This window comes from Arthrobacter sp. LAPM80 (assembly GCF_046736435.1).
In the GTDB taxonomy this organism is placed as follows: domain Bacteria; phylum Actinomycetota; class Actinomycetes; order Actinomycetales; family Micrococcaceae; genus Specibacter.
Genome location: NZ_JBCHVD010000030.1, coordinates 1 through 21,499, shown reverse-complemented (window position 1 = coordinate 21,499; position 21,499 = coordinate 1). Strand labels below are relative to the sequence as shown.

Sequence of the window (21,499 nt, the reverse complement as noted above, 5' to 3'; positions counted from 1 at the left end):
GTTCGCCCTCCGCAGCTCGGTAACTTCGCGTTCCAACTCGGCCAACCGGGTCGCATCATCGGTGGTAGTGCCAGGACGCACGCCCTGATCGATCTCCTCGGTCTTGACCCAACCACGGATCGTGTCGGCCGGAATGCCCAGTTGCGCACCGATACGGGTGCAAGCTCCCCGCCGGTCCGCTGGATTCTTCTGGGCATCCATTACGAGACGGACCGCCCGCTGGCGAAGCTCATCAGGATATTTCTTCGGTGGAGCCATGATGCTCATCCTTTCAAGGAATCAACACCCTCCATTAAACCCGGGGCGGTTCACTCGCCTTGGGGAGCTGGTGTGCGGTGCTTCGGCGTAGCCCATCCACCGGAGACATTGGAGCTCGACAACGCCAATCGCATCACGAAGGGCGTTGGCGGTTTCTTCATCCAACTCGCCCATGCAGGAAACAAGGCCGCGAATGGAAGGCTGTTCCTCGGCTATGCGTGCGGTCGCTTCAAACCAATCAAGCGAGGCAGAATGATCTTCTACCGCGACGTACTGGGACCATCGCACAATGTCTTTCCCGTACTCGAGAGCGGGGTCTCGAAATGGGAGGTAAAGGCGCAGCATCGGTAGGCCGCGATGCGTTGCCGGGATGAAAGCGCGCGCCTGAGTGGCCCATCCTGACCTTGCCAGACCCGTGATCTCCTCGCCCATCCTGACATCATAGCTGGGCGGGGTGTGTCATGTTCAGGCGTCGAGTCCATAGATATCAGGAGTGGTGGCCACTGGTCTGATTTGTCAGAGATGCTCTGCTGATAATTTCACAAGGCGCCAACACAGACGACTCTGTTCGTAGGGGAAGCGCTTACGGGACGTTGGCAGAATTATTCGCAGCCATGATTAGTCCGAAGGCAATAACTTCGCGGTGTTCGATTCCATCTTGGTACCAGACGAACTCAAGCTCAGAGGCTACGTCAACGGGTCGATCGGCGAACTCGCACTCAAGAGAAGTTCTCGTGTCATCCCAAGCATTGTCGGGCAGCTCGCTGCAGTAAGCGATCGACATGTGAAAGGTCCAGTCATCAAGGCTGAGCTCGCCGATGCGGTTGAAATCAGTTTGATTGAGCATCGCCGTGAGCCCTGCGTAGGCGTTCACGAGCGAGGGAGTTCGCTCAAGACGAGCAATTACGATCTTGAATGGCGCCGGGAAACTATCGATCGCCTCAATGCGCAGTTCAATCAATGGTTGTCCTGTGGCCCACTCGCGCACGGCCGCTTGCAGCTGTTCCACGCGGTCAGGCTCGAAAAAACCACGTAATGTAACGTGCCCCGTATTGGGATACGTGACGACATTTGGCAGCGAGGACTTTGCCGTGTCCTGCGCCTTTTCGTACATAGCCATCAGGGAGGCTGAAGGACGAAGTACAACATACTGCTGTCCCTCCAATGAGGCGAGTTGCTCCGGACCAGCCATGAACGAGCGGGACATAGAACCTCAAACTTTCGTGTATCTGGCGTGCGGCAATTAGGTGCAAAGCCTAACAATATTGGGCATGCGCACGGCTCATATGACATAGGCCCAGTCGTCGATGAAGTGAGTCCTAAAGGGAACGGCCTGCGGAACGTTCCCCTGCCCGTCGTCGGATGTATTGGCCGTTCGGCAGTACTGTGCAGCTCGTTTCAGGGCAACGAGACAACCCAAACGATGTGGCCCCATAAGAGAGAACCCCTGTGCACGGGTTGGCAGAACGCGCTTCACGTTCATACAGCGGGACTCGAAGCCACATATGTCAACGTAAATCTGAATGATTTGTACAGTGGGAGGCATGTTACTAAGCAGAACCGCACTGTCGACCTTGATTCTGTCCATTGGGTTACTCGTTGGCGGGGCACTCGTCGTCACCTTCACGCCCCTGGGCATATTGGGATGGGCCCTGATTGTCATAGGAATCGCGGCTGAAATCGTCGCCGTCACCAGATCAAAGTCGGAGAGCCTGAGCGAGAAAGCTGGCGCTGCACACAACCAAAACTGAGCACCCTTTTAGAACATCAGAATTCCATAGGTGCAACGATGAGCGGGACATTTGGGGCCTGAAATACAATCCCGTTTACTTGCACCCCCGTTTGGACCATAGTCGAGGTATGAAACTGGGTGGAATTCTTCCCGAAGACGCCCCCGATCCCGGCGTGGAACTGGCCGGGAGCCTGAAACTCATGCCCATTCCGGTGATGGGGCTCATGCCCCAACCGGCGTTGGAGGACTGGGATGCCGTCGGTCTGAGCTACAGCGGGGGTGATGGTGGGTATAGCGAAATGACGGCGAGCATCACCTATACGCTTTGGAGAAATCCGGATGACCGCGCAGACCCGGTCAACCTCGCGGACCTGGACGAGACGACACGCAGGTCGATCGAGGAAGTTCCGCCATGGCCGCGGCCCCCCTGGCTGATCGAGTACCTGCAGCGACTGCGCTACCCGCAGCTGTGGGAGGCCGTGCGAACCACCTGGCATCGCGTTCCATCCGAGCGTTCCTCGGTTCAAAACCTACTGGCTGACCATGTCAACCACATTCTCATGAACCAGTACCGGGAGGAGCTCTGGCCGGGCGGCAATCCGCGGGACCAGCACCCACCCGCAGTAACCGGCCGGATGGTCAACGACCAGGCCAGGACCGTCATCAACGGAATCAACGTGCCCGGCGCGGAGGTCGATACGGACCCGTTCGTCTACGGCATCGGAGCCCAACTGCCAGGCGGCGGCGTCGTGACAGCCGTGCTTCCACGCACTGAGCTCAAGCACGTCACGGTCCAGTTCACAACCCGGAGCTAACGGCCACACCCCAGCGTCCACAACCCGAAGGTTGAGTGGGCATGGCGCCATCGTTTCTCTGATGGTCGAACTTGTCGGATCTGTCTTTACGATCACTGTTCGAGAGATGAACCTGGCGGCAGCGGCGTTACCTAACCGGTTGGCTCCGCCCCGTGTAGCCGGCACATCCCGGTTCCACCTTCATAGCTATACTCGACCCAGATCACTGCCTGACGGCCATTCCTGTTGGCTTCTGCCCACTCAAGGACGTCGTCAACGCACGTTGCATTCTCGATCCGATGCTCGCTGCTGTCGCCGTTCTCATTCCAGAAATCCACGCGGTACACCGGAGTAAGATCTTCTGTGCTGACATAGCGCGGATCAACGAGAGTGACCTTGTAGTTTTCTGCACCCATGCTCACAATCTATCCTCCTCGGGATGAATCATGCAGGAATTCTCGAACAGTCCCGTAAGCCGGTCCTCCACCGGCACGGGTGCAGTCGATGTCGGGAATTTTCGAATCATCGTGGTTCAGCAGATGACAGATTCCCGTATACCCCGCCCGACTTAATGCCCGGTGAACGCCCCTTATACGGGACAGTGTTTCGAGCGTCTCTGGTCGGCCGTAGGAAAGTGTCACGAAATTGAGAATTTCTGTGATCTGCGCACAGACATCGTCGCAGGTCAGCGCGTTTCGCTGGTGACAGCCAGCTCGGGATCCTACAGGAACTACGAAAAAAGCCTCCGCCACCCACGGGCCCTGTGCCAGGATTCCGTAACGTTGTCGACACGAGAACCTTGCCCAAATTAACCGCCATTCCCGGAAAAAACCGACCAGGAGTGGTCTTGAGAGTGAATTTCGCCCGTAATATTGAGGACCAAACGACACAATCCGAGCTACATCCATGGACTGAAGATAGATTTAGCCATTCGGACAGGATTACGTTCCGGGTGGGGTGATTCCGGACCCAGACACCTGGGTGGCAGTTTCATGAAATGGGGATGCGTGGCCCGCGGGGCAAATGTTGGGGACATTGTTAAGCAGTTGCAGTGCAGCACCTCCAGGGGCGTGCTCATCGTCGGCTCCCGCGGTGCGGGAAAAACCTGGATGTTGGGCCAGATTCTGGCCGAACTTGGTACGGGCGTCATGACCATTAGGCTCACCGCGAGCAAGGCCCTGGCAGCCGTTCCATTTGGCGCAGTCAATGCCCGGATTGGTGCGAACCTGATTCGAAGCAATGACTATTACGATGTACTGAACGGCCTTTTGGATCAGATCGATGCGGCGGTGGAGAGTTCACACCGGGTTTTTTTGATGGTGGACAACGCCGAACACCTCGACAGCCAAAGCGCGGCCATCGTTCTGCAGGTTGTCATGTCCTCGCCCGCAAAACTGATCCTGGTTGAGCAGCCAGGCAGCCACCACACCCTTTTGCGTGACCTGTGGCGCGACGGACACCTGACCCGTTACGAATTGGCGCCACTGAAATCAGAGGATGTGCGAACCTTCCTTGAAGGTCTTCTCGGTGGCAAGGTAGCAGGACCGGCCGCAGACTATTTGGCCGTCCGTTCGGCGGGAAACCCGCTAGTGCTCCATGGCCTTGTGGTCGGCGCGCAGGAAGAAGGGTCACTGCGGAAAGCCAACAATGTGTGGGTTTTGGACCACCCCGCAGACCGATTGGGGACCGAGTCCCGGGAATTTCTGCAGATGGATTTGGAGCACCTGCCAGCCGACTCCCGCCGCATCATTGAGATCCTTGCGCTGGCTGGCCCACTGCCATTGGATGCCCTGCTTGATTTGACCTGCCCGGAGGCGATTGACGACATCCAAAGGCGCGACCTAGTGGAAATTTTCCCCGGCCCGCATATGACCATGCGGCTCGCCCGCCAGGCAACGGCGCCGGCCATCCGGGCGATGGTACCCATGGGACGCAGCCGGCGATTCTTCGCTGACGTCGTCAAGATTCTTCCCACAGAAGATCCCTCAAACCCCGAAACGATCATGAACTTTACCCGGTGGGCGCTGGACTGCGGGATGCCTGTCAGTGAAGAGCGCATCCTCGAAGCAACTATTTGGGCCAACCAACTCATGCGCCCGCTCGAGGCGCTGCAGTTCAGCAGCAACAAGGTGACTAACGAAATCTCAGCCACTTTGTTGGCTGAGCGTGCCGTCGCGCATCTCAACCAAAAATCCCCGGAAGAGGCCCGCACCCTCGCCATGCAGGCGCTTGAACTGGCCGCCACACCTGAGGCGGCCGCCAGCGCCCTGCGTGCCGTGCACCTGTGCCACTCATCCGAACTGGACTATGAGCAACGCTTCAACGAGGCCCTTGCGCGTTACGAGAGCCGTTTTGGCCCGGTAGTCCTAGGGGAATCTTCCACTAGTGCAGACATTGCTGTCATGATCACACTGGCCATCAAGGACGTCTCCCTTGGGGACACCGAACGGGCAAGCCGGACCATCCAGACGCTTTTGAGCCATCCCCTGACAACCAATGTCGGCGACAGGGTTCATCTGAAGTCACTGCAGAGTGAAATCCTGACCGCCATCGGCCAGATGAGCGGGGCAGTTGCGTTGGCCGTGGACGTCATCAGCGAGTTGGAAAGCCCCGCCGGCTTCCCTCGTCCGGACATTGCAATCCTGGCCTACACCCGCTGTGTCTCCGCCTTTGTCCACGACGGGGCGTGGGAGCACGTGCGTGCGGCCCTTGAGCCGTCAGCATTCGTCAATCCTGACCTCCTGCTTTACTCAGGCGGCCAGCGGGACTTGGCGACCGGACTGATGCAATGCCGTCGCGGATACATTGAGGAAGCCCTAGCGGCTCTGGAATCGGCCGTAGGCTCGCTGAAGGACTATGATCCCTGGTCGATGCTGCACACTGCACTTGGCCTGCAGGCCTATTGCTTGATCATGGGCGGGGACCTTCCGGCATCCCAAGCCAGCCTTGTGCAATTGGCTGCACTGAACCGCCGAAGCGGCAAGTTCTATGAACTCGAAGGATCCGCCTATGCTGCGGCCGCCCAGTTCATGACAGGGAAAACTGAACTGGGGATGGCCCGGCTCCGCGGCCTGGAGCGCGAATGCCGTGCACACGGCTATCTGGGCATTGAGTTGACTGTCCTATCACTTATGGTGCGGCTGGGCGACTCGGCTGCCGTGGACAGGCTCTCAGAGGTTGCGGGGCAGTTGGAGTCCAGCAGCAAGGAATTCTATGTCGAGTGGGCGGCGGCGATGTGCTCACAGGACCCTGAAACACTGGACCGTGCAAGTGCCACTGCCATGAGTTTCGGATTTGAGCTCCAAGCCGTCGAATTTGCCACCCATACCCTCAACAAGTTTCACGCCACCGGGAAGATGCTAACGAGCCGCAACACAGCAAGCAAGCTTGTGGCCATGCGCGAGCAGATGCCAGGACTTGTCTCTCCGGTGTCCCGGCCCATGGATCAACCCAGGATGACCCGCCGGGAGCACGAGATAGCCTTGCTCGTTGCCCAGGGGGAGAGCAACAATTCCATTGCCGCCCGGCTGCACCTTTCCCTGCGGACCATTGAGGGACACCTCTACAGAACCTTCATCAAAATGGACATCCAATCCCGCGAACAGCTGGCTGCCGTGATGAACGGTGACACCACGCAGGAAAGCGTCGACGCCCAATATTCACAAGTGGAGAACTGACGAAATAGGGTGTCCACTCGCTAAAAATCGAGTGGTCACCACTCGTGTTTTCCATGCAGCCACCGACCTACGATGGTGATGCACGTCTTGTGCACAGCCCTCTCGCGGGGAAAAGACTCTCTAACGTCCTTTGGATGGTAGAGGAAACACGGCAGTCAAGTTCCCCAGCCTAACTGTCCGGCCGAAAGGCGTGAAGGCCCCTACCATCCCCCGGCAGGGGCCTTCATTGTGCACCGAAGGCCCCTCGGAAGGTGGGAAGGCAGCCTCACTGAAGAGGCGACGTCGGCCGCTGTCCAGAAAGGTGCAAACGGCCTACACTGGGGAAAAAGAACGGCACACGGGCCCGCCATGCAACCGGTTCCCGTGCCCGAGGAAAGCAGGGTGGCGCAATGTCCAGCAAGGATGAAGTTGACAAGGGACGTTATGTCCAGGGCGAATACGGAAAGGCCGGTTCGGAAGAGGGCCACAAGTCAGGCGGGCCGGAGGGCCGCTACGTTGAGGGTGACTACGGGCTGGCAGGCACGGAAGATGCCTCGGACAATGACTCGGCCGGAAGGTTCGTCAAAGCCGACTACGGCACGGCCGGTGACGTACCGGGCCATGCCGCAGGGGAACCCAAGGGACGCTACGTTAAGAGCGACGCGGTCGAAGAGGAAAAAGCCTGAGGCTAGCTGCGCCAGCGCGTGGTCATCATGAAACCTGCCAGTGCAATGCCAAAACCAATGCCAATGTTCCAGTTGTGGATGTTGGGAATGGGGAACTTTCCATCGGAAATGTAATAGGTGATGATCCAGACCAGGCCGAGCAGCATCAAGGAGACCATGAGGGGAAGAAACCATACGGCGTTGGGCTGCTGAGTTTTGCTGGAGGGCGTTTCCGCTGGCCCCTTGGCGGGGCGGCGACGCGATTTTGACTCAGGCACAGGAGCTCCTTGGCATTGTGATCGTGAAAACGATCCACTCGTTGGGTGGACGGGCGGTTCATTACCTGTGACGTTGCTGGGTAAATTGTTCCAGGCCGGTGAACTGCCGCTATTGTTGACGTAATTCTAGCTGTATTTCATGCAGTTGCAGATTGCATGACATAACCGCTCAACTTCAGTCAGGAGACCCGCGTGGTTCAATCGCCAAGCCATGTCGATTCCGCCGTGGGTGTCGATGAGCTGCTTTCGGGCAATGAGCGGGTCCGCAGCGCCCGGAAGCGCGCGGACCGCCGCAAACGCAAGCAACGCCCCAAGCAGGGATTCTTCAGGACCCTGGTCCAGGTTATCGGTGAACTCCTTATTACCTGTGGTGTCATCCTCCTTCTTTTTGTCGTCTGGGAACTCTGGTGGACTAATATAGAGGCCAACTCGGCCCAGCAGGCGGCCGTGTCACAGTTTGCCCAGGAGTTCCAGGGCCCTGTGACACCCATGGCGCCTGACGCGCCCACCGATTTCGGCCCGCCCAAGGTCATGGCCGCACCTGATGCGTCCAGCACCGTGTTTGGTGTCGTCTACATCCCCCGCTTTGGTCCGAGCTACAGCCGTCCACTCGTTGAAGGGGTGGCGCAGGCCCAGCTGGACACTCTCGGGCTCGGGAGGTACGAAAGTTCGACCATGCCAGGTGGCATTGGGAACTTTGCCGTGGCTGGCCACCGCCAGACGCACGGAGCCGTACTCGACGCAGTGCACACGCTGGTTCCGGGAGACAAGATCTACGTCCAAACCAAGGACGGCTACTACACCTACGTGTTCCGCAACAACCAGATCGTGCTGCCCAACCGTGGCGACGTCCTGTTGCCAGTGCCCACGCAGAAGGACGCCAAGCCAACCGAGCGGTTCATGACAATGACGAGCTGCAACCCGCGGTTTGGTGCCGAGGAACGCATCATCTCGTACTCCCTCATGGAGTCCTGGCAGCCCGCAAGTGCAGGCCCCCCGGCCGCCATTGCGGACCAAGTTGCAGCGAACAAGAAAGGCTGAGAATGTACGGCTGGATTTTTAGAAACCTACCGGGACCGCTGTGGTTCAGAATCATCACCACCATTCTTTTCCTTGCAGCTGCCGTGCTCGTGCTCATGCAGTTTGTCTTCCCGTGGCTCTCCCAGTTCAACCCCCTGAACGATTCGACGATTGGCGGTGGAGTCTGACATGTCAGTGCGGATTCTGGTCATAGACAACTACGACAGCTTTGTTTACACCCTCGTCGGCTACCTGCAGCAGCTGGGAGCCGAGACAACCGTTGTGCGCAACGATGACGTCACCCTTGAGGAGGCCATCTCACTTGCCGGCGCGCGCGACGGCGTCCTCATCTCCCCCGGCCCGGGCACCCCTGCGGAGGCCGGGGTGTGCATCGAGTTGATCAAGTGGTGCGGGGAGAATGCCAAGCCCATGCTGGGCGTGTGCCTGGGCCACCAGGCGCTGGCGGAGGCCTACGGCGGCGTCGTCACCCATGCCGAGCAGCTGATGCACGGCAAGACAAGTGAAGTCCTCCACCATGGCACCAGCGTGTTTGCCGGCCTTCCCAGCCCCGTTACCGCCACTCGGTATCACTCACTCTCTGCCGTGCCGTCAAGCATTCCCGATGTGCTCGATGTGACTGCGGAGACGGCCGACGGCGTGATCATGGGCCTGGCGCACAAGGTCGCGCCCCTGTGCGGGGTCCAGTTTCATCCTGAATCCGTACTCACCGAGGGCGGCTACACAATGTTGGGCAACTGGCTTGAGTCAGTGGGCCTGACCGGTGCCGCAGCCAAGGCTGCAACATTGAGTCCGCTCATCAACAGTTAGCCAAAACGCACCAGCGGCTAGGGTGCACGTGTCGGGGCGGAACCCGGTGTGGTCACAGGCGCTGATTCCGCCGGCGCCGTGTGTGTCGGTTCCACGGGGGTGGGCGCCTTGGCCAACGTCACAACGATGGTTGTATGCTGCGCCACTGGTGTGCCAGCCACCACCGACTGGCTCGTCACCAGGCCAGGGGTGACGACGGGATTTTCGGATTCCTCAAACGTGACATCCAAGTAGGGTGACGCATTTTTCAGGGCTGCCGTCACTGCGGCTTTGACCTTGCCCGGGTCCTTGGTGAGGTCAAACAACGACGGCATCAGGACTTGGCCCGTGGAGATCTTCAACGTGATGGTTGAACCAACAGGCACTGTCGCTCCCGGGGCAGGATCTGCTGTGACTACAAAGTTGGCAGGAACCTTTCCGTCGTTGACAAGGTCGTTCGGGGCGAATTTCAGGTTGAGGCCGGAAAGGTCGGCCCTGACCTCCGACTCTGTCCTTCCCGCCAAATTCTTCGGAATCTGGACTTCCGAGGGGCCCTTGGAAACAAAGACCTGAACCGCTGATCCAGGGGTGACCATCGCGCCAGACGCCGGATCGGTGCCGATGACGTCCCCGGCCCCCACGGTGGTGGAAAATTCCGGGGTGGGGCTTGGTTCCATGCCCAAGGCGCGCAGCCGGGTCATCGCGTTGTCCCAACTGACGCCGGTCAGAACGGGCATCGGAACCTGCTGAACGGCTTCTGGCTTGGCATTGATCAGGTTGTATCCGAGCACGCCGGCACCGCCAAGAACGATTGCCAACAGGACGAACAAGGTGGCCATCCAGGCCCTTCGGCGTCTTTTCTGTGCGAGCGGGATGGCATTGAGTTCCTCCGGATCGCCGCTTTGGGTCGTCAGGGTTCCCCCCGCCAGGACCTTCGCCATGGCGCGGGTGGACGGGCCGTCGTCGTCCATGGCCGGCAGCGGCTTGACGGTTGTCGCGGGGACGGCCGCCACCGGTTCCGGGACCGGGGCATGGGGTGCGCCGGGACCGGGTGTGGGCATGATCCCTGTGCCTGCGGCCCGAAGCGCGCGGCGGAAGGATGATGCGTCCTGGAAGCGGTGCTGGCGGTCCTTTTGCAGGGCGCGCATGAGGAGCGCGTCCAGGGCCGGGGACAGTTCTGAGTTGAACTTGCTGGGGACCGGCGGAAGTTCGCGGACATGCTGGTAGGCCACAGACACCGGGGAGTCGCCAGTAAAAGGCGGCCGGCCGGCAAGCATTTCGTACAGGAGGCAGGCGGCCGAGTACAGATCGCTGCGGGCGTCAACGCTCTCCCCGCGCGCCTGCTCTGGCGAGAGGTACTGCGCCGTGCCCATGACTGTCTGGGTCTGGGTCATGGTTGCGGCCGAATCCGAAATGGTGCGGGCAATGCCGAAGTCCATGACCTTGACCTGGCCCAGGACGCCGTCGTCGTCCTGGGTGACCATGACGTTGGCAGGTTTGATGTCCCGGTGCACAATGCCCGCGCGGTGGCTGTAGTCCAGCGCGGACAGCACGCCCATAGTGTAGTCGATGGCCTGGTCGGTGGTGATGGACTTGCTGCGGATCAGCTCCCGCAGGGTTTTGCCATGGACGTACTCCATGACGATGTACGGCAGGTGCGTACCGTCTCGCCGATTTTCGCTGGTTGTATGTTCACCGGTGTCGTAGACAGCAACGATCGAGGGGTGGTTCAATCCGGCAACTGCCTGCGCCTCGCGGCGGAAGCGGGCCTGCAGGTGTGAATCCCTGGCCACGTCGGAACGCAGCATCTTGATGGCCACGGCACGCCCCAAAAGGATGTCCTGGGCCTTGTAAACATCGGCCATGCCGCCGCGGCCCAGCAGCTCCCCGATCTCGTACCTGTCGTTAAGGACGCGCGGAACACTCATGGATATCTGTTGGTCCTTTCAACTGGAGGGGCGTGTTGGGGAGCTGCTGTGGATGCGTAATAACGGCGTCGGGCTTCCGGTTAGGGAACTGCCGACGTGGTGGCATCCGGCGTCGGGGCTGCAGGGCCGGTCGAGACGTAGTAGACCACCACAGTGCCCTTGGCCGCACGCGTGCCTGAAGCCGGTACGCTCCGAATGACTTGTCCGACGGGAATGCTTTTGGAAGCCTCGGGGACTGACTTCGGTTCAAACCCGGCGGCGACCAGTGCGGCGCCGAAGGCTGAACCTGTTTGGCCGTCAGAGGATGGGATTGGTGCCATGGCAGGGCCACCGGAAACCTTGAGAGTCACTGCCGTACCCGGGGCCAAGGGACCCGCCGGGGAAATGTCGAGAACAGTGTCCGCAGCCTTATCGCTCTCAACGACGTCGGGATTGTTGACCACCAGGCCCAGGGCGATCAGCTTTGCGCGCGCTTCTTCAAAGGTCAACCCCATGTATTCGGTAGGGTTCACCATCACGTCGGCCGGCGCCACGGTGGTCGGTTCCAGCCTTGCAGTCGGCGTGGGAGACTCTGATTCCGTAGTGGCCACCGTGGTAGGTGGTGCACTGACCGATGGGGCCTTCGACTCTGTCGGGGAGGGGGTGCCGCCAAAGAGGCCGGCACCCTGCATGAGCAGTGCGCCCACGGCAAAGAGCAGCAGCGCGAGCAAAGCAATCAGCGGCCAGGTCCAGGGACTGCGACCCTTCTTCCTAGCCGGCTCCGCAACGGCGGCCTCCTCCTCCAGGTAAACAACGTCCGGATCCTCGCTCTCGGCTTGCCAGGCGCGCTCTGCACCAAGGATCGCGGATCGGGTGGGAGCTACCGGATGCAGATCGTCCATGATGGTGGGCAGGGCAGTAGTGGTGGGCTCGGCAATGCTGCTGACAACTGTCGTCGCGGCCGTGCCATTGATATCAACAGGGGCCGTAATGGGCCCGGTGGTTGCCTCAAAAAGCAGCATGCCGGGCACGGCCGCGTGGGCGGCTTTGATGTCACCGGCACGAATGGCGTCGGCGGCCTCGGCCAGCTTGAGGGCGTTTGCCGGGCGGTTCACCGGGTCCTTTGACAGCATCGACATCAACAGTGCCCGCACGGGGGTGGGCAGCGTGTCGGGCAGCGGCGGCGGGGCATCATTCACCTGGGCCAGTGCGATGGCAATTTGGGACTCACCCGAGAACGGACGGTGACCTGTGATGCACTCGTAACCTATGACGCCAAGGGCATATATGTCACTTGCCCCTGTGGCCACCTGTCCGGTTGCCTGCTCGGGCGCCAGGTACTGGGCCGTGCCCATGACCTGTCCGGTCTGCGTCAGGGGCACCTGGTCGGCGAGGCGGGCGATGCCAAAGTCGGTGATCTTGACCTTGCCATCGGGAGTGATCAGCAGGTTGCCGGGCTTTACGTCACGGTGGACAAGTCCCTGGGCGTGGGCCACGGACAATGCCCGTGCGGTCTGGGCGATCATGGACAGTGTCCAGTCGGCCGAGAGCACGTGCTCACGTTCAATCAAGGCGGACAGCGGTTCGCCGGGAACCAGCTCCATGACCAGGTAGGCCGAGCCGTCCTCTTCGCCGTAGTCAAAGACGTTGGCAATGCCATCATGGTTGAGCAGTGCCGTGTGCTTGGCTTCCGCCCGGAAACGAGCCCTAAATCCCGGATCCCCAGTGTATTCGTCCTTGAGAATCTTGATGGCCACTATGCGGCCCAGGACAAGGTCCTGCGCTTTCCATACCTCGCCCATGCCGCCGATGGCTATGCGTGATGTGAGTTGGAACCTGCCGCCTAAGGTGATACCAGAAATAGGCCTCACTTTTTCAACACCGCCTTGAAGAGTTTGCTTGCATTGGGACTAGTTAGTTGTGCTCCGGTGGCCACGTCAACCCTGGGCATGACGATGGTGACCACCACTTGCGGGTCATCTGCCGGCGCGAAGCCGGTAAACCATGAATTGTTCAAACTGTTGCCCGCATCGTCGAGTTGGCCCAGTTCTGCGGTGCCTGTCTTGGCAGCAACCTTGACGCCGGGAACGGCTGCAGCCGATGCAATGCCGTTGTCGACAACGCTGACCATCCAGTCCGTGATCTGGGCTGCAATTTCAGGTGTTGTCGACTGGCGCAGGACTTCAGGGGTGAGGCTTGAAACGGTCTTGAGGTCCGGGGTGCGGACCGTTTTCACCAGATTGGGTGCCATTTGTTTGCCTCCGTTGGCAATGGCCGCTGTCATCATGGAGATTTGCAGGGGCGTTGCCGCAACATTCAACTGCCCTATGGCGCTCTGAGCCAGCCCGGGTCCATCCAAAGTGCCCTGGCTGCCGGGGAAGCGGCTGGGACCCACCGAGTCGGGGAAATTCAGTGACTTCACGTTGAAGCCGAACTTCTCCGCCTGGGCGGAAATGGCGTCCTGGCCCAGGTCCAGTGCAATGCTGGCGAAGGGAGTGTTGCAGGAGTTCTCCAACGCAAAAGCAAAGGACGCCTTGTCCCGCGTGAAGCACTGGCCGTAGGCATAGTTGGGCAGGGCATAGTTGATGCCGGGGAACGTCAGTTCGGCCGGATTCGGAAGTATGCTGTCCTTGTTATATTTTCCGGACTCCAACGCGGCGGCAGTGTCGATGATCTTGAAAACCGACCCGGGGGCGTAGGTCTCCCTGTAGGCGGGTGAGCCGAAGAGATCGATCCCGGGGATGGCCACCAGCTTTGCCATGGAGGCGTCAAAGGCGGTCTTGTCATGGGTTGCCATCAGGTTGGTGTCGTAGGACGGTTTGGAGACCATGGCGATGATCGCGCCGGTCTTGGGGTTCTGCACCACGATGGAACCGCCAATGCCATCCGGGATCATGTCGTAGGCCATCTTTTGGATGGTCGAGTCGATGGTCAGTTCCACCGAACGGCCCTGCGGCTGTGCGCCGGTGAAAACCTGGGCAATGCGGTCAAAGAAGGCGTCGTTGGAGTTTCCCGTGAGCTGGTCCCGCATGGCCCATTCAATGCCGTACTGCCCTGAGAACTTGCTGAAGAAGCCAGTCAGTCCCGCATACAGCAGTGGGTCGTTGTAGGTGCGCTGGAACTTGCAGTCGGTGTTGGTGGGCACTGATGCGGCGATGGCGTGGCCATCAACGAGGATGGGCCCGCGGTCGCTGCAGAAACTCTTGACAAGCTGCCGGTTGTTGTTGGGGTTGTCATTGAGTGAATCCACAGCGAAGAATTGCACGTACGAGATGGAGCCAAAAAGCAGCGCAAACAAGGCGATGGCCACTATCCAGGAATTACGGATGGCTTGGTTCATGGTGCGGGCACCTCCTTGAGGGTCTGCTCGAGCTGGGGCTTGGGGTCACTGGGGCGGGATGGTCCGGATACGTCGATGGGCCGCCGCGCGGCGTCTGAAATCTTCAGCAGCAAGGCCACAATGATCCAGTTGGCCAACAGGGATGAACCGCCTGCTGCAAGGAACGGCGTCGTAAGGCCCGTCAGGGGGATGAGCCGGGTGACCCCGCCGATGATGACGAAGCACTGCAGCGCCACGGCGAAGGATAAGCCGACAGCCAGCAGCTTCCCGAAGGCGTCCCGGGTGCCCAGGGCGGCGCGGAAGCCGCGCGCAACAAAGAGGGCGTAGAGACAGAGAATGGCAAACAGGCCAACCAGGCCCAGTTCCTCGCCAATGACGGCGATGATCATGTCACTGTTTGCTACCGGCAGCTTGTCGGGCGAACCCTCTCCCAGACCGGTGCCCATGAGCCCGCCGTTGGCCAGGCCAAACAAGCCTTCAACCACCTGGAAGCTGCCATAGGCGGCCCCGATGTAGGCAGGGTCAAAGGCGTTGACCCAGACGTCGATGCGTCGGGCTACGTGCGGGAAAATGTGGTAAGCGGCCACGCCGCCAACAGCCATCAGCGCCAGGCCGATCAAGATCCAGCTGACGCGGCTGGTTGCCACATAAATCATGACCATGAACAGGCCGAAGAACAGGATAGAGGTTCCGAGGTCGCGCTGGAACACGAGCACGCCAACGCTGGCCAGCCAGGCAACGATCATGGGCGCCAGGTCCCTGGTGCGGGGCAGCTGGAGCGGGCCGATCTTCTTGCCCGCCAGCAGGATCAGGTCCCTGTTCGAGGATAGATACCCGGCAAAGAATATTGCCAGCGTGATCTTCGCGATCTCTCCGGGCTGGAAGGTGAAGGGGCCGATTTTGATCCAGACGGTGGCGCCAAAGACGCTGCCGGCTGAAATGCCCGGGACAAGCGGCAGGATCAACAGCACCACGGAGACTAACAATGAGATGTAGGTGTAGCGACGCAGGACCCTGTGGTCGCGCAGCAGCCAGATCACTGCAATGGCAGCTGCAACGGCAAGGCTCGTCCACATCCACTGACGTGTCGCGGCCGTGTCGCCGGAGGTGATGTCCAGGCGGTGTATGACAGCAAGACCCAAGCCGTTCAGCGCAACTACGACGGGCAATATGACCGGATCGGCATATTTAGCTTTTAGGCGCAGAACCACGTGGAAGGCTATCGAAAGGACCGCCAATATGACTATCTGGGTATAGAAGTCGTTGTCGAAGCTACGCCCAAGGCTCAGGTTCACGTTGGCGTTGGCGACGGCGGACATGCCCAGGGCCAGTACCAGAAGGACCAACTCGGTATTACGCCGTGGCTTTGCCACTGTCAGGAGCTGGCTCATTTTCCACCTCTGGGAATACAGGTGGCCGTGGCCGTGGCCGTGGCCGTGGGTGCTGGGGCTCCGGCTGCCGGCTTGGCCGTGGTGGTCGTCTTATCGGTCGCCGTCCCGCTTGGCTTCGGCGACGCCGTGGCCGGAGGCGGCGATGGGGTGCCAGTTGCCTGAACTGTTGCTGTGCCGGAAGGACTGACCGTGCTGCTTGGCGTGGCCACCAATTCGCACGGAGGCATGCTGGTGCCGGTACCCAGCTGGAGGTCACTGATAATTTTCTCGGCATTGCTAAGCGTTGAGGCGGCCATGGTGTTGGCCACCAGCTGCTGGGAGTACTCCGGCAGGGAAGTCACGGAGACCCCGGTTTCCTTATAGATATGTGACAGGGAAATGGGGCCGAGGGACTGGGAAACCCCTTGGAAGATGGCCACGTTTCCGTTGGACACCCCCACAAAGTACTGGGTCTGAGTCCAGGCATAGGCGGCCCAGGAGCCTGCGATGATGACAAGGGCCGTCACCGCGCCAACGATGGCCAGCACCCACGGACGTTGCCGGAGCCGCGGCAGGGAGACTTCGGTGTCTTCGACCAGAACGGGCAGCTCGATGTTGGTCTTGTGGGTCAGGACCGTGGCGGCCCGCTGAACGGCGGGGTGCCGGGCCAATTGGGGAATCTTTCCCTCGGCATTGGCTGTCAGCGCCGCGCCAACCAGTTCATGCTCGCGTGATGCGAGTTCCTTCTGGATGGCAGCGGCGCGGATGTGGTTATCCAGCGCATCGGACTCCTCACCGGCATCGTCGGGGGCTGTTTCGGCAGCGTTTTCCTGATCCGTGGCACCTGTTTCCGGGGAATCATCCGAGGTGTCACTTTCGCCGGGACCGCCGGGACCGGCCGATTCCTGAAGGGGTGCGTCGGCGCCGTCGTGCGGGGAATCCGGCAGGCCAGTCCCGGCTGAAACTGCCTCCGGGACCGGGATGGTGTCCAGCGCGGCCGTCTTGTCAGGGGCGTCCTCGGCAATGTCTAAGACAACAACCGTGACGTTGTCGGGCGAACCTGCGGCCAGGGTGAGATCTATCAGAGTTTCGGCGGCCGACGCGAGGGACTTCGTGTGGCGGATGACCTGCTCGACCATGTCGTGGCGGACAAAGTTCAACCCGTCGGAGCACAGGAGCCAGCGGTCACCCGGGATGGCGTCGAAGTATTTCAGATCCAGTTCGGGCGAGGCGTCGACGTCGCCCAACACACGCATCAGGACATTCTTGTGGGGATGGACCTCGGCTTCGGCCTCGGTCATGCGCCCCTCATCGATCATGCGCTGCACGAAGGTGTGGTCGGTGCTCAGCTGTTCAAAGACACCGTCCCGCAACCTGTACGCACGTGAATCGCCAATGTGCGCATAAGCGAGACGGTCGCCAGATAGCAGCAGGGCTGTCACTGTGGTGCCCATGCCCGCCAGCTTGGGATTGACATGCACGAGCTCGGAGAGCAGCGAATTGGCGCTCTGGATTTCATCAGCGAGGTGGGCACCGGCGTCGTCATTGTGGTGGTTGTGGTCCAGATGGATCAGGTCCAGGACAGTGGAAGCGCTGGCGACGTCGCCACCGGCGTGGCCGCCCATGCCGTCGGCGACGACGGCCAAATACCGACCTGCATAGGCCGAATCGTCATTCTTTGCCCTGACCATGCCCACATGCGATCGCACGGCGTAACGCAGGATCAGCGGGTATTCGGCCATACTCACGGCCTCAATTCGATGACCGTTTTGCCGATCCGCACAGGAACCCCGAGTTCCACGGGGAGGGCCCGCGTCAATGCGGTGCCACCGAGGAAGGTTCCATTGGTGGAGCCTAGGTCTTCAATAAACCAGCGGGTGCCCTGCGGGAACAGCCGGGCATGGCGTCCGGAGGCATAGTCGTCCTCCAGCACCAGGGTTGCCTCCTGCGCACGGCCCAGGAGGATCGGGGTCCCCGAAAGCTCCAGCGTGGTGCCGGCAAGCGGCCCCTCGGTCACGACGACGTGGCGGGCCTGCTGCTTTGCTGGCGGCACGTCCTGGACGAGTTCCGGGTGCCTACGCGCCTGCCGAGCCGACGGGGCGCCGACTTTGGCCTTGCGGCCGATGACAAGATCGCGGCGCATGGCCGCGGCAACGCTGAACACCATGACCCACATCAGGACGAGGAAGCCGAAACGGAAGATGGTGACGAGAAGGCTGAGATCGTTCATCGCAGGCCCCCGCCGTGTGCCGGAAGAATGCGGAAGGTTATCTGTGTGCGTCCCATGGTGATGCTCGATCCGTCATGCAGCGCTGCGGTGCCCTGAACACGGTGGCCGTCAACGTAGCTGCCATTGGTGGAACCAAGGTCAACGGCGGTGGTTTCCCCGCCGAGGGTGCGAATCTCCAGATGCTTGCGCGATACACCCGTGTCGTCGATGAGGATGTCGGCCTCTGAAGACCGGCCCAAAATAATGGACGGGGCGTTCAAGGAGTAGCGCTGCCCGTCAATGTCGAGCACGGGTTGGCCCTCCACCGCTGCGGACGACGGCGCGGGCTGGCGCTTGTAGACGGGCGCCGGCTGGGTCGGGGATGCCTGGGCAACGTTGGGCGCCTGGGCGGCGCCTGGGCTCTGTCGGGGCCGGGCAGGCGGAAACAGCGGGGCTTGCGCCTGCTGGTTCTGCGCCGGTGCGCCGTTCTCCCTTTCAGTGGAGGAGTGGACCTCAAACTGGCCGGGGCGAAGCGCTTCGTGGTGGTTGAAGGACACCCTGACAGGGCCCTGCAGCACATAGCCTTGGCTGCGGGAGTGGTTGATGACGACGTCGCACAGCTCTTCGGCAAGCGTGACCCCCCACGAGCGTGCCCGTTCAAAGTCGGCGTCGCCCAATTCAATGCTGAAGACGTTGGGGGCCAAGGTGCGCCCGGCGTCCAGTGTCATGGCCTTGTCATCGAGTTCCCTGCGCAGGGCGCTGGCCATCTCAACGGGCTGAAGTGTCTTGGAGCCGAGGGAGAAGGCGCCACGAACTGCCTTTTCAATGCCCTTTTCAACGTTGTCAAACAATCCCATGTGCTCTCCTCTCCTTAGAAGGTATGGCGGTGCAAATTAGAAGGTATGGCGGTGCAAAGCCGTTACAGAAACTGTTGTGGCGGCCGCAGCCCGAGGGCGCAGACCGCCAGTTGCCCGCGCCGCGGGCAACCCTGTTCAAGCTTGATACTACTGCCGGAGTGCTTGAATATACCTATTAGCAGGGGTGGATGTGGCAAATTTCCTACCTGGGCAGGGGAAAGTTAGAAATAGTTCTTTCGGATCAAAAATACCGCAAAATCGCGGTTTTTGGGGCCTTCCTTGTGTGGTTTTAAGGGGTCCTAAGGCCCGACCCGGGGCTCGTTTAGGTAAATCGGCACAATGTCCTATATGCTTGATCTCGCTGTTCCACTGAAAGTTGAAAACAACTCAACAAGTCGGTGGCATGGTGGAAAACGCGCGAGTGGCGGAACGGCAGACGCGCTGGCTTCAGGTGCCAGTGTCCGAAAGGGCGTGGGGGTTCAAATCCCCCCTCGCGCACGTTTTTGAAATACCCCGGTGGAACCAAGCGGTTCCACCGGGGTATTTTGTTTGCCCAGGGTCCGCCGGGACCCGATTTTGTTGGCAAGGGAACTGCCCGACCCACCATGAAGGACGTGGCAAGGCTGGCCCGCGTCGGCATTGGAGTAGTCCCACGGGTGGTCAACGGCAAGGCAAACGTCAGCATCTCATGCATTGCGGCTGTCAATACGGCGATCGACCACCTGGGCTTCCGCCGCAATGACAGCGCACGCGTCCTGCGGACAGGCGCAACGGAAAGCATTGGGCTGCTGGTCCAGGACGTGTCCGACCCAGTCTTTTCGCTCCTTAACAAGGCGGCGGAGGAACAGGTTCTCCTGCGCGACTCCGTCCTGTTGCCCAGCCTCCTACGATAAGGACCCCGACAGGGCCCAAGAGCTCATCACGACCTTTTGTGCCCGTCGTGTTGACGGCCTGAATCTAACCCTCCCTGAAGGAAGCCCCGAAGGCTACCTGCAGGAAGAGCAGGATTCGGGGGGTGTCATGGTCTTTGTCGACCGTCCCCCACTTTCCGTCGAGGCCGACGTCGTTAAGCAAGTCCCGGAAGTGCCCGCGGCACCGAGGGCGAAGGCAACGCCGGCCGGGCCTGGGGCTTCAGCCACCGCCACGTCAACAGCGCGGGATGCCCGGCCGCGACGGATTCCTCAAGCGGCTCGACTTCTACTTCAACATCCCAACACTGCAGCAGACCCCCAGTGTTTCACCGAGCAGATGGGCTCAGGGCGGCAGTAATTACTATCGCACCATTGGCTACAACCCCGGCAACGACCACCTGGGCACTCTGGGCGCCTGGTACGTCATGGCGGCGCTCGGCTTCCAGCCCGTGGCGCCAGGTTCGGGAATCTTCGCCCTCAACGTAGCCAAGGTGCAGGCCGCAACCATCACACTCGAGAACGGTAGAAAAGGACTGGATTCTCAGTGTTTCCGCCCCAGCCATGCCATGTCCGCTTTTGTTCCGGCCACCGACCTGAGCGCCAAGTCCGACGTCGCATCACCCCTTGACCTTGGCACGCTCACCTTCACGGGGGCCACGGTGGGGGTCGACGACATTGCCGCGCCCTTAACGTGTGCCGGCGGGGGGACCGACGAGGTGGCAGTGCGCGAAGCGGGTGGCGCCTTTAGTCCTGTCGCTAACCACCACCTTCAAATCCGCGGCAGCAGGGGTAAAGGCCGGCGCTGGTGCCGAATCAGGCCCTAAGAATGCCGGCGGCTCCGTGTCCATCACCAGCGTTGGCAACCCGAAGTTTGCACCGGGCCTGTTTGCCCCCGTGGAAGCCGAGGTTACCGTTGCACTGGAACAGCCTGGGGTTGTGGAACCCACCGAGTCGGCGAGCCCGACTTCGAGTTCTACATTCACTTCGACGGCGACGGATACAGCGACTGCTCCGGGAAAGCCCACAGCATCCGGGAAGGCATCCGATCTGTCTCACACACGGGTGAATCTCCTGCTATTCGGCGCCCCGCTCGGCGGGTTCGCCGCGCTGGCGTTGGGCGTGGCAATGTTCACCATAAGCCAGCGAGTCAAGCATTGATCAATGGCTCAGCAATGAACTGCTAGATATAACGAGCTGTTGCAGCCCGAACGCTCGGCCGCAACAGCTCCTTTGCCGTTGGTGCACCTCTCTCCCCTTGCGAGGGAGTCCGGCTGAGGATCAAGTCATCAAGAAACTATTTGTTCGTATCGGAGTCCAGTCGGGCAGTTAGGCGATAGCGATCATCCTTGCAGCCCTGTTCCTGTCGGAGTTCCAGCTGCGGTTCCCGGGATCTATTACTTCCGTCATCGTCTTTACCATCGCCCAGTCGTTGTTGGTGGGGCTGATAGCCAAGTTGTCGACCAAGTACGTGCCGGCACTGCTTGGCGGCGCTTCCTTGCTCTCAATATTGCCAACGTTCTTTCCGGCAGAATCAGGATCAGCGGATTCCTGACGTGGATCCCCGCCACGCTAATCGTTTGGGCAGTCACAGCCCTTTGTGCTGTTCTGGTTCCGAAGTTCGTGCTGAAGGAATCGGCCACCACTAGGTAGCGGCAGGGTTCACCAGCAGCACTATGCAACAGTGCCCGGCCAGCA

Annotated in this window: 20 protein-coding genes, 1 tRNA gene and 1 pseudogene; 10 read left to right on the top strand and 12 right to left on the bottom strand. The window is 60.6% G+C overall.

Going from position 1 to position 21,499, the window contains the following annotated elements; genetic code table 11:
• The 3 genes and pseudogenes from AAGW05_RS17895 to AAGW05_RS17885 form a co-directional block, all read right to left on the bottom strand.
• Positions 1-201, bottom strand: a pseudogene (locus AAGW05_RS17895) (IS3 family transposase); the annotation flags it as partial.
• 78 nt (positions 202-279) lie between these two features.
• A complete protein-coding gene (locus AAGW05_RS17890; protein ID WP_411805915.1) occupies positions 280-690 on the bottom strand; it encodes a hypothetical protein in 411 nt (136 codons plus the stop codon).
• 151 nt (positions 691-841) lie between these two features.
• The gene (locus AAGW05_RS17885) at positions 842-1,378 is read right to left on the bottom strand and encodes a 2'-5' RNA ligase family protein (protein ID WP_411805914.1); all 537 of its coding nucleotides are present in this window, start codon (positions 1,376-1,378) and stop codon (positions 842-844) included.
• 424 nt (positions 1,379-1,802) lie between these two features.
• Here AAGW05_RS17885 and AAGW05_RS17880 point away from each other — a divergent pair, with 424 nt between their 5' ends.
• Both AAGW05_RS17880 and AAGW05_RS17875 read left to right on the top strand, forming a co-directional pair.
• Complete coding sequence (locus tag AAGW05_RS17880) at positions 1,803-2,009, top strand: hypothetical protein (protein WP_411805913.1); 207 nt, start codon at positions 1,803-1,805, stop codon at positions 2,007-2,009.
• Between the two features lie 109 nt (positions 2,010-2,118).
• Positions 2,119-2,805 carry a hypothetical protein gene (locus AAGW05_RS17875; RefSeq protein WP_411805912.1) on the top strand — a complete coding sequence of 229 codons (687 nt, stop codon included), beginning with the start codon at positions 2,119-2,121 and terminating at the stop codon, positions 2,803-2,805.
• Between the two features lie 131 nt (positions 2,806-2,936).
• Here AAGW05_RS17875 and AAGW05_RS17870 read toward each other — a convergent pair whose 3' ends face one another.
• Complete coding sequence (locus AAGW05_RS17870) at positions 2,937-3,200, bottom strand: hypothetical protein (RefSeq protein ID WP_411805911.1); 264 nt, start codon at positions 3,198-3,200, stop codon at positions 2,937-2,939.
• 576 nt (positions 3,201-3,776) lie between these two features.
• On the opposite strand from AAGW05_RS17870, the gene AAGW05_RS17865 reads away from it, so the two are divergent.
• Positions 3,777-6,461 carry a LuxR C-terminal-related transcriptional regulator gene (locus AAGW05_RS17865; protein WP_411805910.1) on the top strand — a complete coding sequence of 895 codons (2,685 nt, stop codon included), beginning with the start codon at positions 3,777-3,779 and terminating at the stop codon, positions 6,459-6,461.
• A gap of 389 nt (positions 6,462-6,850) precedes the next feature.
• Positions 6,851-7,126, top strand: a complete 276-nt coding sequence (locus AAGW05_RS17860) for a hypothetical protein (RefSeq protein ID WP_411805909.1) — start codon at positions 6,851-6,853, stop codon at positions 7,124-7,126.
• 2 nt (positions 7,127-7,128) lie between these two features.
• Here the strand turns inward: AAGW05_RS17860 and AAGW05_RS17855 are convergent, their stop codons facing one another.
• Positions 7,129-7,383, bottom strand: a complete 255-nt coding sequence (locus tag AAGW05_RS17855; RefSeq protein WP_411805908.1) for a cell division protein CrgA — start codon at positions 7,381-7,383, stop codon at positions 7,129-7,131.
• Between the two features lie 225 nt (positions 7,384-7,608).
• On the opposite strand from AAGW05_RS17855, the gene AAGW05_RS17850 reads away from it, so the two are divergent.
• From AAGW05_RS17850 to AAGW05_RS17840, 3 genes are read left to right on the top strand one after another with little or no spacing between them, the layout of a single operon-like run.
• Positions 7,609-8,424, top strand: coding sequence for a class E sortase (locus tag AAGW05_RS17850; RefSeq protein ID WP_411805917.1), 816 nt, complete (start codon positions 7,609-7,611; stop codon positions 8,422-8,424).
• A 2-nt stretch (positions 8,425-8,426) separates the two neighbouring features.
• Complete coding sequence (locus AAGW05_RS17845) at positions 8,427-8,591, top strand: hypothetical protein (protein ID WP_411805907.1); 165 nt, start codon at positions 8,427-8,429, stop codon at positions 8,589-8,591.
• A gap of 1 nt (position 8,592) precedes the next feature.
• Positions 8,593-9,231, top strand: a complete 639-nt coding sequence (locus AAGW05_RS17840; protein ID WP_411805906.1) for an anthranilate synthase component II — start codon at positions 8,593-8,595, stop codon at positions 9,229-9,231.
• 17 nt (positions 9,232-9,248) lie between these two features.
• Here AAGW05_RS17840 and pknB read toward each other — a convergent pair whose 3' ends face one another.
• From pknB to AAGW05_RS17805, 7 genes are all read right to left on the bottom strand, one after another.
• Positions 9,249-11,138: a Stk1 family PASTA domain-containing Ser/Thr kinase gene (gene pknB, locus AAGW05_RS17835; protein ID WP_411805905.1), complete on the bottom strand. Its 1,890-nt coding sequence runs from the start codon at positions 11,136-11,138 to the stop codon at positions 9,249-9,251.
• 80 nt (positions 11,139-11,218) lie between these two features.
• A complete protein-coding gene (locus AAGW05_RS17830; protein ID WP_411805904.1) occupies positions 11,219-12,988 on the bottom strand; it encodes a protein kinase domain-containing protein in 1,770 nt (589 codons plus the stop codon).
• Positions 12,985-14,457: a peptidoglycan D,D-transpeptidase FtsI family protein gene (locus AAGW05_RS17825; RefSeq protein ID WP_411805903.1), complete on the bottom strand. Its 1,473-nt coding sequence runs from the start codon at positions 14,455-14,457 to the stop codon at positions 12,985-12,987. The genes AAGW05_RS17830 and AAGW05_RS17825 overlap by 4 nt, the downstream gene beginning before the upstream one ends.
• Positions 14,454-15,848, bottom strand: coding sequence for an FtsW/RodA/SpoVE family cell cycle protein (locus AAGW05_RS17820; RefSeq protein ID WP_411805902.1), 1,395 nt, complete (start codon positions 15,846-15,848; stop codon positions 14,454-14,456). Before AAGW05_RS17820 ends, AAGW05_RS17825 begins: the two co-directional genes overlap by 4 nt.
• Complete coding sequence (locus AAGW05_RS17815; RefSeq protein WP_411805916.1) at positions 15,845-17,569, bottom strand: PP2C family protein-serine/threonine phosphatase; 1,725 nt, start codon at positions 17,567-17,569, stop codon at positions 15,845-15,847. The genes AAGW05_RS17820 and AAGW05_RS17815 overlap by 4 nt, the downstream gene beginning before the upstream one ends.
• A 2-nt stretch (positions 17,570-17,571) precedes the next feature.
• Positions 17,572-18,057, bottom strand: a complete 486-nt coding sequence (locus AAGW05_RS17810; RefSeq protein ID WP_411805901.1) for an FHA domain-containing protein — start codon at positions 18,055-18,057, stop codon at positions 17,572-17,574.
• Positions 18,054-18,893: an FhaA domain-containing protein gene (locus tag AAGW05_RS17805; RefSeq protein WP_411805900.1), complete on the bottom strand. Its 840-nt coding sequence runs from the start codon at positions 18,891-18,893 to the stop codon at positions 18,054-18,056. The genes AAGW05_RS17810 and AAGW05_RS17805 overlap by 4 nt, the downstream gene beginning before the upstream one ends.
• Positions 18,894-19,308: 415 nt before the next feature.
• Between AAGW05_RS17805 and AAGW05_RS17800 the strand changes: the two genes are divergently transcribed.
• From AAGW05_RS17800 to AAGW05_RS17790, 3 genes are all read left to right on the top strand, one after another.
• Positions 19,309-19,391: transfer RNA gene (locus tag AAGW05_RS17800), tRNA-Leu, on the top strand.
• Positions 19,392-19,498: 107 nt separating this feature from the next.
• The gene (locus tag AAGW05_RS17795; RefSeq protein WP_411805899.1) at positions 19,499-19,786 is read left to right on the top strand and encodes a LacI family DNA-binding transcriptional regulator; all 288 of its coding nucleotides are present in this window, start codon (positions 19,499-19,501) and stop codon (positions 19,784-19,786) included.
• 266 nt (positions 19,787-20,052) lie between these two features.
• Positions 20,053-20,628: a glycoside hydrolase domain-containing protein gene (locus AAGW05_RS17790; protein ID WP_411805898.1), complete on the top strand. Its 576-nt coding sequence runs from the start codon at positions 20,053-20,055 to the stop codon at positions 20,626-20,628.
• Positions 20,629-21,499: the final 871 nt, after the last annotated feature.